Origin of the sequence: Methylobacterium sp. 1030, from assembly GCF_040544715.1 — a bacterium.
Taxonomy (GTDB): domain Bacteria; phylum Pseudomonadota; class Alphaproteobacteria; order Rhizobiales; family Beijerinckiaceae; genus Methylobacterium.
In genome coordinates this window covers 138926-152269 of sequence record NZ_JBEPKM010000008.1, presented here as the reverse complement: position 1 = coordinate 152269, position 13344 = coordinate 138926, and the positions used below count along the sequence as shown (strand labels likewise).

At 74.8% G+C, this 13344-nt stretch carries 14 protein-coding genes; 6 read left to right on the top strand and 8 right to left on the bottom strand.

Annotation, left to right across the window (positions count from 1 at the left end; translation table 11 throughout):
* Positions 1–36 precede the first annotated feature (36 nt).
* Together ABIC30_RS13405 and ABIC30_RS13400 are read left to right on the top strand one after the other, a co-directional pair.
* Complete coding sequence (locus ABIC30_RS13405; protein WP_026604943.1) at positions 37–219, top strand: hypothetical protein; 183 nt, start codon at positions 37–39, stop codon at positions 217–219.
* A 116-nt stretch (positions 220–335) separates the two neighbouring features.
* On the top strand, positions 336–881 hold the full coding sequence (locus ABIC30_RS13400) for a YciE/YciF ferroxidase family protein (RefSeq protein ID WP_042672733.1): 546 nt from the start codon (positions 336–338) through the stop codon (positions 879–881).
* A 78-nt stretch (positions 882–959) separates the two neighbouring features.
* On the opposite strand, the gene ABIC30_RS13395 is transcribed toward ABIC30_RS13400, so the two are convergent.
* The 6 genes from ABIC30_RS13395 to ABIC30_RS13370 all read right to left on the bottom strand — a co-directional run bounded on the left by ABIC30_RS13395 (position 960) and on the right by ABIC30_RS13370 (position 5582).
* Positions 960–1289 (bottom strand): hypothetical protein, encoded by a 330-nt coding sequence (locus tag ABIC30_RS13395; protein WP_354455412.1) that lies wholly within the window; start codon positions 1287–1289, stop codon positions 960–962.
* A 134-nt stretch (positions 1290–1423) separates the two neighbouring features.
* Positions 1424–1801, bottom strand: a complete 378-nt coding sequence (locus tag ABIC30_RS13390) for a hypothetical protein (RefSeq protein ID WP_056523114.1) — start codon at positions 1799–1801, stop codon at positions 1424–1426.
* Between the two features lie 141 nt (positions 1802–1942).
* On the bottom strand, positions 1943–2860 hold the full coding sequence (gene mazG / locus ABIC30_RS13385; RefSeq protein WP_091677476.1) for a nucleoside triphosphate pyrophosphohydrolase: 918 nt from the start codon (positions 2858–2860) through the stop codon (positions 1943–1945).
* A gap of 98 nt (positions 2861–2958) precedes the next feature.
* Entirely contained in the window at positions 2959–3195 is a 237-nt protein-coding gene (locus ABIC30_RS13380) for a hypothetical protein (protein ID WP_020093304.1), read from the bottom strand.
* 127 nt (positions 3196–3322) lie between these two features.
* The gene (locus tag ABIC30_RS13375; protein WP_042672728.1) at positions 3323–3568 is read right to left on the bottom strand and encodes a hypothetical protein; all 246 of its coding nucleotides are present in this window, start codon (positions 3566–3568) and stop codon (positions 3323–3325) included.
* Between the two features lie 130 nt (positions 3569–3698).
* Positions 3699–5582, bottom strand: a complete 1884-nt coding sequence (locus ABIC30_RS13370; protein WP_056523119.1) for a glycosyltransferase family 2 protein — start codon at positions 5580–5582, stop codon at positions 3699–3701.
* Positions 5583–5627: 45 nt separating this feature from the next.
* Here ABIC30_RS13370 and ABIC30_RS13365 point away from each other — a divergent pair, with 45 nt between their 5' ends.
* From ABIC30_RS13365 to ABIC30_RS13350, 4 genes are all read left to right on the top strand, one after another.
* Positions 5628–6575, top strand: a complete 948-nt coding sequence (locus ABIC30_RS13365) for a transporter substrate-binding domain-containing protein (protein WP_354455408.1) — start codon at positions 5628–5630, stop codon at positions 6573–6575.
* 149 nt (positions 6576–6724) lie between these two features.
* Positions 6725–6946 (top strand): hypothetical protein, encoded by a 222-nt coding sequence (locus ABIC30_RS31820; protein WP_502915841.1) that lies wholly within the window; start codon positions 6725–6727, stop codon positions 6944–6946.
* Positions 6947–7188: 242 nt separating this feature from the next.
* Positions 7189–8895, top strand: coding sequence for a lysine--tRNA ligase (locus ABIC30_RS13355; RefSeq protein WP_354455406.1), 1707 nt, complete (start codon positions 7189–7191; stop codon positions 8893–8895).
* A 7-nt stretch (positions 8896–8902) separates the two neighbouring features.
* Positions 8903–9514: a pyridoxamine 5'-phosphate oxidase family protein gene (locus tag ABIC30_RS13350; RefSeq protein WP_020093309.1), complete on the top strand. Its 612-nt coding sequence runs from the start codon at positions 8903–8905 to the stop codon at positions 9512–9514.
* 123 nt (positions 9515–9637) lie between these two features.
* Here ABIC30_RS13350 and ABIC30_RS13345 read toward each other — a convergent pair whose 3' ends face one another.
* Together ABIC30_RS13345 and ABIC30_RS13340 are read right to left on the bottom strand one after the other, a co-directional pair.
* Positions 9638–10537 carry a transglutaminase family protein gene (locus ABIC30_RS13345; protein ID WP_354455404.1) on the bottom strand — a complete coding sequence of 300 codons (900 nt, stop codon included), beginning with the start codon at positions 10535–10537 and terminating at the stop codon, positions 9638–9640.
* Between the two features lie 115 nt (positions 10538–10652).
* Positions 10653–13190 (bottom strand): circularly permuted type 2 ATP-grasp protein, encoded by a 2538-nt coding sequence (locus ABIC30_RS13340; protein ID WP_354455402.1) that lies wholly within the window; start codon positions 13188–13190, stop codon positions 10653–10655.
* Positions 13191–13344: the final 154 nt, after the last annotated feature.

Here is a 13344-nt window from a genome sequence, read left to right as displayed (position 1 = left end):
AGACCGGTCGGCCCGGCGGCGATACGGGCGGACGACATGCCGAAGCGCCGCGACCCGGGCCGATCGCCCCCGCCTCCGCCGGACGCGGTGCCGGAGACCGTGCCGGACCGCGACGCGGTGGAGCGCGCCCTGGAAACGGTCCTCGACCGCCTGCGCCCGAAGCCGGGCGGCGCACCGCGGGGCAGCCGGAAGCCGCGCCCGGACGGGGCGGGCGGCTGAGCCCCGAAAGGTTCCTCCACAGGGCGAAGATATCGCCCGGATACGGCCGGCCGGACCGGAGTTCCCCGGAGGACGCCGCCGAACATGGCGCGTGGACCCCAGCGGAGACAGACCGAATGGCCAAGCAGAAGACGCTGCAGGACGCCTTCTACGAGACCCTGAAGGACGTCTACTACGCCGAGAAGCAGTCGGTGAAAGCCCTCAAGAAATCCGCCAAGGCGGCGGAGCACGACGAGCTGCGCCAGGCCTTCGAGACCCACGCCGAGGAGAGCGCCCAGCAGGTGGAGCGCCTGACGCAGGTCTTCGAGATCATCGGCAAGCCGGCCCGGGCCAAGACCTGCGAGGCGATGCAGGGCATCGTCTCGGAGATGGAGGAGGATCTCGACGACTTCGCCGACAGCCCGGCCGCCGACGCGGTGCTGGCCGCCTGCGCCCAGGCGGTGGAGCACTACGAGATCGCCCGCTACGGCACCCTGAAGACCTGGGCGGCCCAGCTCGGCTACGCGGACGCCGCCCAGCTCCTGGACGAGACCCTGCAGGAGGAGAAGCGGACCGACGCGCTGCTCTCGAAGATCGCCGAGTCGATCAACGCCGCGGGCGAGCCCGGCGGGGCGGAGCCGGACGCGGAGCCGTCGAAGGGCCGGGGGAAGAAGGCCGCCTGACCGCGCACCGGCCGCGCGGGCGGGCCGGCGCCTCCGGGCGCCGGTTCGCCGCCGCCCCGCGGGGGCGTCAGTTCGCCGTCAGTTCGACTTCTCGATGGCGCTCAGCGGCGTCCAGTAGCAGCGATCCTGCGTGTCCTTCAGGGCGAGGCAGCCGTAGCTCATCGTCCGGGACTCGAGCCGGACCTCCTCGCCGGGCTTGAACGACCGGCACTCGCCGCTGGCGAGGCTGCCCTGCAGCAGCTGGCCGAACCCGGACTCGTCGCCCGCCATGACCAGCTTGAACAGGCGGTCCGTGACCTCCTGGGTGTGGCACCCGAACCGCTCCTGGAGGATGGTCTCGGCCGCGGCCGGCCGGGACAGGGCGGCGGTGACGGCGAGGACGGCGAGGGCGGGCAGGGTGAAGCGCATGCGCGGAACATATCCGCGCGCCGCGACGTGTCGAGCCCTCGCCGCGCGGGGGAGCCGCGGAGGATCGCCGCGAAGGCAGCCGCGAAGGCAGCCGGCCCGGTCGGGCGGCGCGTCCGGGCGAGGGCCGATCCGCGCTACCCGGCGACGGGCCTGACCACGACGTCCTCGGCGTAGACGAGGGTTGCCATGACACCGGACCGGATCCGATCGAAGACCGCGTCGAGATCCCCGACGCTCTGCATCAGCACGGCGCACGAGAGGGCGACGATCTGCGGGGTGCGCTCCGTCCCTTCGGCGAGGAACTCGCGGATCGCGTCGACGAGGGACGCGGTGGCGTCCGCCTCCGCGGAGACGTCGAGGACGTGCAGGCAATCCTGCCGCAGGGACACGAGATCGCCGTCCACGACCGAGACCCATTGCCGGTCGTGATCGTAGATGAGCCAGCGCACCGACCCCGCCGCCACGGGGGCCAGTCCCGCGAGGTAGCGCCGAGCGGCCGCGTCGTCGAACATGGCACGGGTTTAACGCCCGCCCGCCGGAACGCCAACGCGTCGGATCACCGTTTCGGAGCCCGACGGATCCGCCGCGACGAGCCGGCATCTCGGGCCGCGAGCGGGCAGGGCGGGGCGGGGCGGGGCGGCCTGACAGCGCCGCTACGCCTGTCCCGCCGCCTCGTCGCGCTTGGCCGCCTGCCACGCCGCCTCCATGGCGGCGAGGTCGGAGCGGCCGAGGGCGCCCCCGGACGCCGCGAGATGCCGCGCCATGGCGGCGAAGCGCCGCTCGAACTTGGCGGTGCCGTCGCGCAGGGCGGTCTCCGGGTCGATCCCGGCGTGCCGCGCGAGGTTCGCCACCGAGAACAGGAGGTCGCCGATCTCCTCGGACAGGGCCTCCGGGTCGCCCGCCGCCAGGGCCTCGGCGACCTCGTCGGTCTCCTCGCGGACCTTATCGACGACCTGGGCGGCGTCGTCCCAGTCGAAGCCGTAGGCGGCCGCCCGCCGGGAGATCTTCTCCGCCCGGGCGAGGGCCGGCAGCGCCCGCGCGACGCCGCCGAGGGGGTCGGGCGCCGGGTCCGGCGCGAGCCCCGCGTCCCGCCGCTCTGCCTGCCGGGCCGCCCGCTCCTGCGCCTTGATCGCCGCCCACTGGGCCTCGACCGCCGCGGGGTCGCGCAGGGGCGAGCCGGCGGGCAGGGGCGCGCCGTCCGGGGTGAAGACGTGGGGGTGGCGCCGGACCAGCTTGTCGCCGATGGCGCGGGCCACGTCGTCGAACGCGAAGGCGCCCCGCTCCTCGGCCATGCGGGCGTGGAACACCACCTGGAGCAGCAGGTCGCCGAGCTCGTCGCGCAGGTCGCCGAGGTCCCCCCGCGCCACCGCGTCGGCGACCTCGTAGGCCTCCTCGATCGTGTAGGGCACGATGGTGGCGAAGCTCTGCGCCACGTCCCAGGGGCAGCCGGCGACGGGATCGCGCAGGGTCGCCATCAGGCGCAGGAGCCGGCCCAGGGGCGCCTCCGCGGCGGGATCGGCGTCCCGCCCCCCGCTCGCCCCGGACCGGCCCGCGTCGCGTGTCTCGCTCATGCGGACGGAGTTAGAGCATGGCGCGGCGCAGGGAAATGCGTCTCACGGATCGTCGGTCCTCAGCGTCGGTCCTCAGCGCCGGGCCTCAGCGCCGGGCCTCAGACCCGGCTCGGGTCGCGCTCGCGCACCTGCTCGGCCTGCAGGCCGTTCAGGTAGCCGGTGAGGCGGCCGCTGACCGCCGGGTCGGCGCACTGCACCCAGAGCGGCGCCGGGAGGGCGCGGACGGGCAGGCGCAGCAGGAAGGCCTCGGCCGAGAGGGCCGCCTCCCGCTCGGAGGCGGCGGCCAGGAGGCGCGCCCCCGCCTGCGTGCCGATCAGGATCGCGATCGTGCTCATGGCAGCTCTCCCGGCAGCTCGCTCGGCCGCGCTCTCGGCCTCTCCGGGCCGCGCCCGTGCGGGACAACGGCGCGCGGGCCGCGGGCGTTGCACGGCGCGCCGATCCGCGCGGGTTCCGTCGGGGCCCTCAGCTCGTCGGCCGGACGCAGAGCGGCTCCCGGGCCAGCGCCAGGGTGAACGACCACAGGATCCGGCCGAGGGAATCGGTCAGCACCGCCCCGGTCAGGAGCATGTTGGCGGCGGTCCGGCACAGGTCGCGGGCGCGGCGGATCGCCGCCTCCGCGTCGTCCGCCTCCAGGCGGTCGCTGGCGAAGGCGAGGCCGCAGCGGCCGTCCGCGTGCTCGAGGGTGCGTCGGAGGTGATAGGCCGGCATCGCTTGGACCACCGCGAGGCGAATCACCGGCCGCCCGCGGCGCGGGCGGGAGCCGGCTGGCCAAGCTAGCGGCCCGGCGCGGGCCCGCGACTGATCCAGATCAAGCCGACGCGCATCCGCCGCCGCCGGGTCACGTCCCGGTGTCGCAGGCTGTCGCAGGGTACGCCCGCCGCCGGCGGCCGCTGCGGGAGGTCCGCGCGAGGCCGTGCCGGGTCTTGTTCCAGCGCAGCGGCGCCCGGACCAGCTCGATCAGCGCCAGCCACGCGGCGAGGCTGACCAGCAGGAAGTAGACCGGCATCCACGGGACCGACCGGGCGAGGTCCCCCCAGCCGCGCCGGGCGCAGCCGACGAGGGCGGGCAGGACCAGGGCGGCGAGCCCCGTCCCGAACAGCGTGATGGCGAGCCCCGTGGAGAGGTTGTCCAGGAAGACGGGGGCGGCCGGGATGTCCCGGACCAGGAAGGACCACGCCGCCGCGGCGAGGCAGGCCGGGTAGGCGAGCGCCGAGACCACCGTCCCGGGGACCAGGGCGGCGGCGCAGAGCGTCTCCAGGCCGCCGAGCCTGCGGGCGTTGGCCAGCGGGTGCCGCCCGTGGGTGAGGCTCGTCTGGACCAAGCCCTTCAGCCAGCGGGTGCGCTGGCCGAGCCAGGGCCCGAGGCGGGCCGGCGCCTCCTCGAAGGTCGGGCTGGGCAGGTCGCCGACGGTGTAGCCCGCCAGCGCGAGGCGCAGGCCGAGATCCGCGTCCTCGGTGACGTTGTGGGCGTCCCAGCCGTGCAGAGCCCGCACCACGTCGGTGCGCAGGTGCATCGAGGTGCCGCCCAGCGGGACCGGCAGGCCGCAGCGGGCGAAGGCCGGGTTCAGCACGTCGAACAGCCCGGCATATTCGAGGGCGAAGGCACGGGCGAGGCGCGAATCGCCGGCATTGTCGATCACGAGCCGCCCCTGGAGGCAGGCGGTTCGCGCGGGCAGGCGCGCGAACAGGGCGGCCGCCAGCCGCAGTTGCCCGGGATCGGGCACGTCCTCGGCGTCGTAGACCGTGATCAGGGTGCCGCGAGCCAGCGGCAGCGCGGCGTTGAGCGCCCGCGGCTTGGTGCGCGGGCCGCCCGGCGGCACCGTGATCACCTCGAACCGGGCCGGGAGGGTGTCGCGGGGGAGAGCCGCGGCGGTCTCCGCGTCGTCCGCCTCGAGCAGCAGCTTGATGTCGAGCTTGGCGGCCGGATAGTCGAGGGCGGAGAGCGCCCTGAGCAGGTCCGGCACCACCGCCGCCTCGCGGTGGAGGGGGACGAGGATCGTGTAGACCGGCAGGTCGGCCTCGGCGAGGGGCACCACCGCCTCCGCGGCGACCGGGGCCGCTATGGCGAGGGCCGCGATCCGCAGGGTCGCCATGGCCAGGAACAGGACCTGCCCGGCCGTCATCACCGCGCGCGCCAGCGGGGCCGGCAGCGCCGCGCACAGGCAGAGCGCGGCGGTCCCGCCGAGGGCGAGGACCAGCAGCCAGCGGAAGGCCGGCTCGGGGGCGGCCGCCCACTCGGGGCCGTGCCGCCGCAGGTCGTGCGCCGCGTGATCCGCCACCTGCCCGGGCACGGACGCGAACACGGCCTCGCGCAGGCGGGTAGGGCTGGTGATCGCCGGCACGGCGGCGTGGCCAGCGGCGCGGCCGGCGGCGTCGAGGAGGTCCGCGATCGCCCGCCCGCGGGGCGCCAGGACCCAGGGCGCCACCGCGCCCGGCGCCAGCGGCGCGAGGCCGGCCACGAGGCTGTCGGGGAAGCGCAGGCCCAGGCCGAACGGGATCGGGCCGTCGAGGTAGGGGGCGCCGAGCGCCCGGGCCAGGGCCGCGTAGTAGGCCGATTCCGCGATCAGGCCGGCATTCATCAGCGCGGTCGCCGCGTCGGTCCCGGCCGCGGTCGCCGCGGCGGCGGCCCGGGCCAGCAGCCGCGCGTCGACGCCCTCGTCCAGCAGGAAGGCGATCTCCGGCGGCAGGCCCTCCGGCCCCGCGGGCGGGCGCTGGAACGACACGCCGCGCGCTCCCCCGGCGGCCCGAGGACGTGGTAGAGGAGGGGGGTGAGCCAGTCCCCGCCCCCGCGCTCCGAGAGGAGCACCGCCCCGTCCCCGTCGTCAAGAGGCGATAGGACAGCCATCCCATCCCGGATCGCGGCGGCCGCGGTCGCGGCGCTCCTCGCGGGGCCGGCCGCCGCCGCGGCGCCCCCGGCCGCGCCGGCCACGGGCGTCACCGCCACCCCCGCCGTCACGATCCCGGATTTCTGGAACCCGCGCAGCCGGGGCGAGCGGATCGAGGCGCCGCAGACCGGCCGGGCGGTCCGCTTCCTCACGGACGACGAGTTCCCGCCGCTGCACTTCGCCGGCCCCGACGGCAACCCGACGGGCTTCGTGGTCGAGCTCGCCCGGGCCGTCTGCGAGAAGCTGACGATCACCTGCACGGTGCAGGCGCGCCGCTTCGACACCCTGCTGGACGCCCTCGACGGCAAGCAGGGCGACGTGGTCGCGGCCGCCATCCCGCTGACCGCGTCCCTGCGGTCGCGATTCCTGGCGACGCGGCCGTATTTCCGCTGGCCGGCGCGCTTCGCGGCCCGGGCCGACAAGGGCCTGCCGGTCCCCTCCGCGGCGGCGCTCGCCGGCCGCAGCGTCGGGGTCATCGCCGGCAGCGCCCACGCGGCCTACCTCAAGGCGTTCTTCCCGAAGGCCGTACCGAAGGACTTCACCGATCTCACGGCGGCCGAGAGCGCGCTCAAGCGCGGCGAGATCGACTACCTGTTCGCCGACGGCCTCAACCTCGCCCTGTTCGTCGGCGGCCAGGACGCGGAGAGTTGCTGCGCGCTCACCGGCGGCGACTACCTCGAGAACCGCTATTTCGGGGAGGGGATCGGCCTGATCACCCGCCAGGAGGACGCTGCCCTCTCCCGGGCGCTGGACGACGCGCTCCAGCGGGTCTGGGACGACGGCAAGTACACCGAGCTGTACCTGCGGTTCTTCCCCGTCAGCCCGTTCTGAGGGCTTTCGTCGCCACCAGGAATGGGGATCCTGCTGCCGGGCTTCGGTTGTCGGACGGCACGCGGACGGCACCGTGGCGGATCTGCTCGAGCAGGCGGTGGCGAAGGCGCGACCCGTCCCCGGACCCTCAGGACGAGAGCGCCCGGCTCATGCTGGCCTTCGCGGGGGACGAGGCCCCGGTTTACCGGTTCACCCCGGAGGAAGAGGCGGAGCTCGACGAATCCGGGGCCGCCGAGGCGCGCGGCGATCGCGCCACCGATGCGGAGATCCGCGCCATCTGGGCCAAGGTTCGGCGCCGAGAGCCTGTTCGACTCGGGACTTCCCCTCCTCGCCCTCATCCTGAGGTGCTGCGCAGCGGCACCTCAGGATGAGGGCGAGATTCGGAGATCGGGGATTCGCGATTCGGCCTGGAACGCGCAGGAAGCCGAGCGGATCGGGCGTGCGTCTGCCAAGCCGAAACCGGCCCACGCTGTCATAGGCCGCACGCACAGGCCTCACGCGCGAGCCCGCGATGGAACCCCGCATTGCACCTCCGGGCGTTCCGCTCCGATGCGAACCGCTCTAGGGTGCGCGCTCCCCAACGCGTTCAGCCCTGAAGATCGTCTCCAACGACATGCCCGCCGCTCCCCCAGCCCTGACCCTCGACGCCGACGTGATCGAGGCCGCCGCCAACGCCGCCGCCTGGCCCTTCGAGGAGGCGCGCAAGCTCGTGGCGCGGCTGGAGAAATCCGGCAAGACCGAGGTGCTGTTCGAGACCGGCTACGGCCCGTCGGGCCTGCCGCATATCGGCACGTTCGGCGAGGTCGCCCGCACCTCCATGGTGCGCCACGCCTTCCGGGTGCTTACCCGCGACGCGGTGCCGACCCGGCTGATCGCTTTCTCGGACGACATGGACGGGCTGCGCAAGGTTCCCGACAACGTCCCGAACCGGGAGATGCTGGCCGCGCACCTCAACCAGCCGCTCACCCGCGTGCCGGACCCGTTCGGCACCCACGACAGCTTCGGCGCGCACAACAACGCCGAGTTGCGCCGCTTCCTCGACGCCTTCGGCTTCAGTTACGAGTTCCGCTCGGCGACCGAGTGCTACCGCGCGGGCGTGTTCGACGCGACGCTGCTGCGCGTGCTGGAGCGCTACGATTCCGTGATGGAGATCATGCTGCCGTCGCTGCGGGCCGAGCGCTCGGCGAGCTACTCGCCGTTCCTGCCGCTCCACCCGGTCACCGGCCACGTGATGCAGGTGCCGATCGACGAGGTGAGGGCGGAGAGCGGCACGATCGTGTGGCGCGATCCCGCCACGGGCGAGCGCTACGAGACTCCGGTGACCGGCGGCCACGCCAAGCTGCAGTGGAAGCCCGACTGGGCGATGCGCTGGGTGGCGCTCGGCGTCGATTACGAGATGGCCGGCAAGGACCTGATCGACTCGGTGAAGCTCTCAGGCAAGATCGCCCGGGCGCTCGGCGGCGAGCCGCCGGAGGGGTTCAACTACGAGCTGTTCCTCGACGAGAAGGGCCAGAAGATCTCGAAGTCGAAGGGGAACGGCCTGACCATCGACGAGTGGCTCAAGTACGGCACGCCGGAATCGCTCGCCCTGTTCATGTACAACAAGCCGCGCGAGGCCAAGCGCCTGTTCTTCGACGTGATCCCCCGGCACGTCGACGAGTATATCGGCTTCCTCGACCGCTACGCCGGCCAGGACGCGAAGCTGCGGCTGGGCAACCCGGTCTGGCACCTCCACGCCGGCACCCCGCCGGAGCCCGAGCGGGTCGAGGGCGCGAGCCTGACCTTCGCGATGCTGCTCAACCTCGCGGCGGTCGCCAACACCGAGGATCCGGCGGTGCTGTGGGGCTTCATCCGCCGCTACGCGCCGCGGACCGGGCCGGAGACCCATCCGGGCCTCGACCGGCTGGTGAAGCACGCCCTGAAGTACTTCTCGGACTTCGTGCGGCCGGCCAAGACCTACCGGGCGCCGACGCCCGAGGAGCGGGCGGCCCTGGAGGACCTGTCGGAGACGCTAGCCGAGCATGCCGGCTCCACCGATCCCGAGGCCCTGCAGGCGGCGGTCTACGAGGTCGGCCGGCGCCACTTCCCCGACACGTCCGGCAAGGCCAAGAGCCCGGACGGGCGGCCCGGCGTGTCGCAGGCGTGGTTCACGAGCCTCTACAACGTGCTGTTCGGTGAGGCGCGCGGACCCCGGTTCGGCTCCTTCGTGGCCCTCTACGGCGTCGACGAGACCCGGGGCCTGATCGCCTCGGCGCTGTCGGGGGCGCTGGTCGCCGACCACGAAGCCTTCGCGGCCGGCAAGGCCGCCCCGGTCGCGTGAGGGCGCGATGATCGTCGACGATCTCGCCGCGCTGGAGGCGCTCTACAGCGCGCCCCTGGCGCCCGCCTCGACGGTGAAGGTGGCGGCCGCGATCACGCCGGACTACGCGGCGCTGATCGCGGCCTCGCCCTTCGCGGTGCTGGCGACCGCCGGTCCCGAGGGGCTCGATTGCAGCCCGCGCGGGGACCGGCCGGGCTTCGTGCGGGTCGCCGACCCGCGCACGCTGATCCTGCCCGACCGGCGGGGCAACAACCGGATCGACTCGCTCCGCAACGTCGTGCGCGACCCGCGGGTGGCGCTGCTGTTCCTGATCCCGGGCTCCGGCACGACGCTGCGGGTGAACGGCCGGGCGGTGATCTCGGCCGACCCGGACCTGCTCGCCTCGTTCCGGGTCGACGGCCACGCGCCGCGCACCGCCCTCGTGATCACCGTCGCGGAGGTGTACTTCCAGTGCGCCCGGGCGATCATCCGGGCTGGGCTGTGGGATCCGGAAGCCCGCGTCGACCCGGGAAGCCTGCCGACGCCGGGGGCGATCCTGGCGGCGCTGACCGCGGGCGAGGTCGGCGGCCAGCGCTACGACGCGGAATGGCCGGAGCGGGCGGCCAAGTCGATGTGGTGAGGGTGGCGTCCGCGACATCCCCGTCCTTGCGGGCGGAGCGGAGCGATCCGGTGTCGCGCCACCTTCGGGGATGTCGCGCCGCCCTGGGTCGCTTCGCTGCGCTCGCGATGACGGAGCGTCACCTCATCCCACCAGCGCGAGATCCCGCGTCTCGGTGTCGGGGATGACGTCGACCTCGACCTTGAGGCGCTGCTTGCCCGAGCCGCTGACGATGCCGTCGACCGGCGCCACGTCGCCGTAATCGCGGCCGCGGGCCACCACGATGTGGTCGTCCCGCACCGCGACGCCGTTGGTCGGGTCGAGGCCGAGCCAGCCGGTGCCGCACCAGACCGCCACCCAGGCGTGGCTCGCATCCGCCCCGCGCAGGCGCGGCCGGCCAGGCGGCGGCACCGTGCGCAGGTAGCCGCTGACATAGGCCGCGGGCAGGCCCATGCCGCGCAGGGCCGCGATCATCACGTGGGCGAAGTCCTGGCAGACCCCGGCCCGGAGCGCGAAGGAGTCGGCGAGCGGCGTCGAGACGGTGGTGGCCTTGGAATCGAAGCGGAAATCCCGGCCGATCCGCAGCATCAGGTCGTGGGCCGCCCCGTAGGCGCTGCGGCCGGCGGTGAAGCTCGGGCGCGCGTAGTCGGTGATCGCGGGCAGCAGCGGCACCCGGCTGCTCGGGAACAGGAAGTGCACCGGCGCCCGGCCGCCGAGGTCGCGCCCGGCGAGAACGGCATCGCGGACCCGCTCCCAGGCCATCCCGGATTCGGGCGGCGGCGGGGCCGGGCGCTCGACCCGCACGGTGGAGAGCGCCTCGACGCTGAAGGTGGTGTGGGGTGTCTCCAGGGTGATCGCCACCGCGTCGATCCCGAGATAGTCGCGCCGCATCAAAGCGCGGGCGGGGCTCGGGTCGATCGTGACCGCGCTCGCCAGCACGCTCTGGCCCTCGCAATCCTGCGGCTTGAGCCGCAGGGTGCAGCGGGCGAAGTGCACCGGCCGGCCGTAGCGGTAGGCGGTGCGGTGGCGCAGCGTGTAGATCATCCCGGCCACCGCCCATCGCGACGTCCGTCGCCTGCGGTCGCCGGCAAGCGCGAAGGCGCGCCGCAGCCCGTGCTGCGGATCGTCCTTGAGGCGGCAGCGTCAAGGACACACAGCATCAAGCCAGCCCCGTCAGCTTCTCGGGGCGCAGCGCGTTCGGCCCGGTGGGGAAGTAGCGGGCCGCGATGCCGTCGGCGAGGCGCTCGAGGTCGGTCGCGAGCGCGGTCAGGCGCACAGCGTCGAAATCCGCGGCCTCGCCGCTGCGCAGCTCCGCCAGGATCCGGGTCGCGAGGCGGCAATGGGGCTCGGGGATCCCGTCCGCGGCGAGCGCCGGCAGGTCGGCGAGGTGCCGGGTGATCGCCTCCGCCTGGAAGGCGATCGAGCGCGGGTTGTAGGGGTCGAGCAGCACCATGTCGCGCACGGGGTCGAGGGCCGCCCCCTGCAGGTAGCGCCGCCCGTAGCTGATCTGCGAATCGCACAGGGACAGCATCACCCCGAGGCAGCCGGGGGTCGCCTCGTCGTTGGCGAAGGCCAGCGCGAAGGCGCCGGTGTTGATCGCCCGCTCGATCCGCCGCCCGAGCTCGATGAAGTGCCAGCCCTCGGCGCGGCTCATATTCTCGTGGGTGAGGCCGGCGAGCGCCGCGAGTTGGCTCAGGGCCCGCTCGGCCCGGCCCGCGAGCTGCGACTCGGTGAAGGCCCGCTCGGTGTTGAGGGACAGGAACTCGTTCAGGTCGGCGAGCACCCGCCACGCCTCGCCCGACAGGCGGGCGCGGAGCGCGGCGGCGTTGCGACGGGCCGCGATGACGTGGGACCGGGCCGAGCCCGGCCGGTCGCGCCCGGCCAGCGCCTCCTGGGCGAGGCGGGCGGTCGGCAGGTCGGCGGCCGCGATGGCGCCCCACTCGTGCAGCAGCGCCCGGAGCGCCAGGGCCGCCGGCGTGTCGAGGGCGCCCGAGATGTCGGTCCCGACGGCGTCGCCGACGCTGCGCAGGTGGGCGAGCACCAGCCGGATCACCGCCTCGCCGCGCTCCAGGTAGCGGCCGAGCCAGAACAGGCCGTCGGCGGCCCGGGCGGGGAGGTGCCCGCCGACCCGCCGCACCCGCGGCGCCGCCTGCGTGCCGATCAGGGGCGCGGCGACCGGCTCCTCGGACAGGACCCAGACGTCGGCGGAGCGGATGCCGAGCCGCAGCTCGATCGGGTCGACGTCCTCGCGCTCCGAGACCCGGCAGAAGCCGCCGGGCATGACCTGCCAGCCGAGGGGCGTCCGCGCGGCGAAGACGCGGACCACGAAGGGGCGGGGCGTCAGGAACAGGCCGTCCGGGCCGCGCTCCCAGCCCGGCATCGTCGAGAGCGGCGCCGCCTCCTGGGCGACGTAGTCGAAGGGCCGGTCGCGCAGGGCCGCCACGACCCGCTCGCGCTCCGCCGCCAGGATCGGGCCGGCCAGGATCGCGTCGCGCCCCGCCCCGCGCTGGGGCGTGGCGGCCGGGCGCAGGATCAGGCTGTCGAGGTTGGCCCGCGCGTGCGCCAGGCCCTCGAGGTCGCCGCACCACCACGTGCGCGGATGGCCGAGCCGCAGGGGCTCGCCGAGGACGCGCCGGGCGATGCCGTCGAGGTAGGGGGCGAGGGCGGCCGACTCGACGAGCCCCGCGCCCGGCATGTTGGCCATCACCAGGGAGCCGTTGCGCAGGGCGTCGAGGATGCCGGGCACGCCGAGGCGCGAGGCCGGGTTCAGCTCCAGGGGGTCGAGGAAGTCGGCGTCGATCCGCCGCCACAGGGCGTCGGCCCGCTTCAGGCCCGAGACGGTGCGCACGTGCAGGCGCCCGTCGCGCATGACGAGGTCGTCGCCCTCCACCAGCATCAGGCCGAGGTAGCGGGCGAGCGCCGCCTGCTCGACGTAGGTGCTGCTGTAGGGGCCGGAGGTCAGCAGGCAGATCCGCGGGTCGGCGCGCTCCGCCCCCAGCGCCAGCCCGTCGCGGAACGCCTGGAAGAAGGCCGGCAGGCGCTCGACGTGGAGGTCCTGGAAGAAGTCCGGGAAGGTCCGGGCCAGGACCATGCGGTTCTCCAGCGCCCAGCCGAGGCCCGAGGGCGCCTGGGTCCGGTCGGCGAGCACCTGCCAGCGCCCGTCCGGTCCCCGGCCGAGATCGGCCGCGTAGAGCTTGAGGTAGTGGCCGCCGGGGGGCGCGACACCGTGGAGCGGGTGCAGGAACTCGGGCGTGCCGGCCACGATCGCGGCGGGGAGGAGCCCCTCGGCGACCAGCCGCCCCTCGCCGTAGGCGTCGGCGAGGATCGCCTCCATCAGCTCCGCGCGCTGGACGATGCCGGCACTCAGCGCCGCCCATTCCGGCCCCTCGATCACCAGGGGCAGGCAGCCCAGCGGCCAGGGGTGCTCGCGCTGGTCGCCGGCGATGCGGAACGAGATGCCCGCGTCCCGGATGTGCCGCTCCGCCGCGACGAACCGGGCCATGATCTCCGGCTCGGTGAGGCCGCCGAGACGGTCGAGCAGGCGCGGCCATGCCCCGCGGGGCGCGCCGTCGGGGCCCAGGAACTCGTCCGGCCGGCCGGGGGCGGGGCGGTAGCCCGCGCTCCAGCGGGCGACGCGCTCGCGCGCGCCCTCCGGCCGCTCGGCCCGGCCGCGGCTGCCCGCGAGCGCCGCCTCCATCACGGATCCCGGGTCATCGCGGCTCGCGGATCCACGCAGCGTGGACGACGACGCGGCCGCAGAACGGAGCGCGGGTCCCTCTCCCGCACGGGGGCGGGGGCGGGGGCGGGGGCGCGTCGCGCTCTGTCGACCGCGCCGGTGTCCGCCCCGGATG

What these genes read in the sequence shown, in the direction of transcription:
- ABIC30_RS13405 (WP_026604943.1), top strand. Translation starts at nt 37, where the DNA reads ATGCCGAAGCGCCGCGACCCGGGCCGATCGCCCCCGCCTCCGCCGGAC.
- ABIC30_RS13400 (WP_042672733.1), top strand. Translation starts at nt 336, where the DNA reads ATGGCCAAGCAGAAGACGCTGCAGGACGCCTTCTACGAGACCCTGAAG.
- ABIC30_RS13395 (WP_354455412.1), bottom strand. Translation starts at nt 1,289, where the DNA reads ATGCGCTTCACCCTGCCCGCCCTCGCCGTCCTCGCCGTCACCGCCGCC.
- ABIC30_RS13390 (WP_056523114.1), bottom strand. Translation starts at nt 1,801, where the DNA reads ATGTTCGACGACGCGGCCGCTCGGCGCTACCTCGCGGGACTGGCCCCC.
- mazG (WP_091677476.1), bottom strand. Translation starts at nt 2,860, where the DNA reads ATGAGCGAGACACGCGACGCGGGCCGGTCCGGGGCGAGCGGGGGGCGG.
- ABIC30_RS13380 (WP_020093304.1), bottom strand. Translation starts at nt 3,195, where the DNA reads ATGAGCACGATCGCGATCCTGATCGGCACGCAGGCGGGGGCGCGCCTC.
- ABIC30_RS13375 (WP_042672728.1), bottom strand. Translation starts at nt 3,568, where the DNA reads ATGCCGGCCTATCACCTCCGACGCACCCTCGAGCACGCGGACGGCCGC.
- ABIC30_RS31820 (WP_502915841.1), top strand. Translation starts at nt 6,725, where the DNA reads ATGCTGGCCTTCGCGGGGGACGAGGCCCCGGTTTACCGGTTCACCCCG.
- ABIC30_RS13355 (WP_354455406.1), top strand. Translation starts at nt 7,189, where the DNA reads ATGCCCGCCGCTCCCCCAGCCCTGACCCTCGACGCCGACGTGATCGAG.
- ABIC30_RS13350 (WP_020093309.1), top strand. Translation starts at nt 8,903, where the DNA reads ATGATCGTCGACGATCTCGCCGCGCTGGAGGCGCTCTACAGCGCGCCC.
- ABIC30_RS13345 (WP_354455404.1), bottom strand. Translation starts at nt 10,537, where the DNA reads ATGATCTACACGCTGCGCCACCGCACCGCCTACCGCTACGGCCGGCCG.
- ABIC30_RS13340 (WP_354455402.1), bottom strand. Translation starts at nt 13,190, where the DNA reads ATGGAGGCGGCGCTCGCGGGCAGCCGCGGCCGGGCCGAGCGGCCGGAG.